This is a genomic window from Photorhabdus sp. P32 (genome assembly GCF_038085095.1).
Lineage (GTDB): Bacteria > Pseudomonadota > Gammaproteobacteria > Enterobacterales > Enterobacteriaceae > Photorhabdus > Photorhabdus luminescens.
Genome location: NZ_JAZGJN010000123.1, coordinates 1 through 1,718 on the forward strand (window position 1 = coordinate 1; position 1,718 = coordinate 1,718).

Consider the following 1,718-nt stretch of genomic DNA (forward strand, 5'->3'; position numbering starts at 1 on the left):
CTTAAAATCCGCTTAAAGATACATCCACGACCACGCCTTTCACCCGTCGTCCCGCAAGCTGGCGTCCCCTAGGGGATTCGAACCCCTGTTACCGCCGTGAAAGGGCGGTGTCCTAGGCCTCTAGACGAAGGGGACCCGATGGTCAGCTTCGCAGACGCGCTTGCACTTTACTTTCATCAGACAATCTGTGTGAGCACTGCACTCAACCTATCTCAGGTAAGGAGGTGATCCAACCGCAGGTTCCCCTACGGTTACCTTGTTACGACTTCACCCCAGTCATGAGCCACAAAGTGGTCAGCGCCCCCCTTTCGGTTAAGCTACCGACTTCTTTTGCAACCCACTCCCATGGTGTGACGGGCGGTGTGTACAAGGCCCGGGAACGTATTCACCGTAGCATGCTGATCTACGATTACTAGCGATTCCGACTTCATGGAGTCGAGTTGCAGACTCCAATCCGGACTACGACAGACTTTGTGTGTTCCGCTTGCTCTCGCGAGGTCGCTTCACTTTGTATCCGCCATTGTAGCACGTGTGTAGCCCTACTCGTAAGGGCCATGATGACTTGACGTCATCCCCACCTTCCTCCGGTTTATCACCGGCAGTCTCCTTTGAGTTCCCGCCATTACGCGCTGGCAACAAAGGATAAGGGTTGCGCTCGTTGCGGGACTTAACCCAACATTTCACAACACGAGCTGACGACAGCCATGCAGCACCTGTCTCTCAGTTCCCGAAGGCACTTCGCTGTCTCCAGCAAATTCTGAGGATGTCAAGAGTAGGTAAGGTTCTTCGCGTTGCATCGAATTAAACCACATGCTCCACCGCTTGTGCGGGCCCCCGTCAATTCATTTGAGTTTTAACCTTGCGGCCGTACTCCCCAGGCGGTCGATTTAACGCGTTAGCTTCGGAAGCCACAGCTCAAGGCCGCAACCTCCAAATCGACATCGTTTACAGCGTGGACTACCAGGGTATCTAATCCTGTTTGCTCCCCACGCTTTCGCACCTGAGCGTCAGTCTTCGTCCAGGGGGCCGCCTTCGCCACCGGTATTCCTCCACATCTCTACGCATTTCACCGCTACACGTGGAATTCTACCCCCCTCTACGAGACTCCAGCCAACCAGTCTTAGATGCCATTCCCAGGTTGAGCCCGGGGATTTCACATCTAACTTAATTGACCGCCTGCGTGCGCTTTACGCCCAGTCATTCCGATTAACGCTTGCACCCTCCGTATTACCGCGGCTGCTGGCACGGAGTTAGCCGGTGCTTCTTCTGCGGGTAACGTCAAAATCCAGCCCTGTTCAAGCTGAACCCTTCCTCCCCGCTGAAAGTACTTTACAACCCGAAGGCCTTCTTCATACACGCGGCATGGCTGCATCAGGCTTGCGCCCATTGTGCAATATTCCCCACTGCTGCCTCCCGTAGGAGTCTGGGCCGTGTCTCAGTCCCAGTGTGGCTGGTCATCCTCTCAGACCAGCTAGGGATCGTCGCCTAGGTAAGCCGTTACCCTACCTACCAGCTAATCCCATCTGGGTTCATCCGATGGCGTGAGGCCCTTTCAGGTCCCCCACTTTGGTCTCGCGACATTATGCGGTATTAGCCACCGTTTCCAGTGGTTATCCCCCGCCCTCGGGCAGATCCCCAGACATTACTCACCCGTCCGCCGCTCGTCAGCAAAAGTGCAAGCAACTTTCCTGTTACCGCTCGACTTGCATGTATAAGAC

1 tRNA gene and 1 rRNA gene are annotated in these 1,718 nt (G+C 55.2%); both read right to left on the bottom strand.

Annotation, left to right across the window (positions count from 1 at the left end):
- Positions 1 to 59: 59 nt before the first annotated feature.
- Positions 60 to 135: transfer RNA gene (locus V2H77_RS00685), tRNA-Glu, on the bottom strand.
- Positions 136 to 217: 82 nt separating this feature from the next.
- Positions 218 to 1,718 (bottom strand): 16S ribosomal RNA (locus tag V2H77_RS00690); the annotation flags it as partial.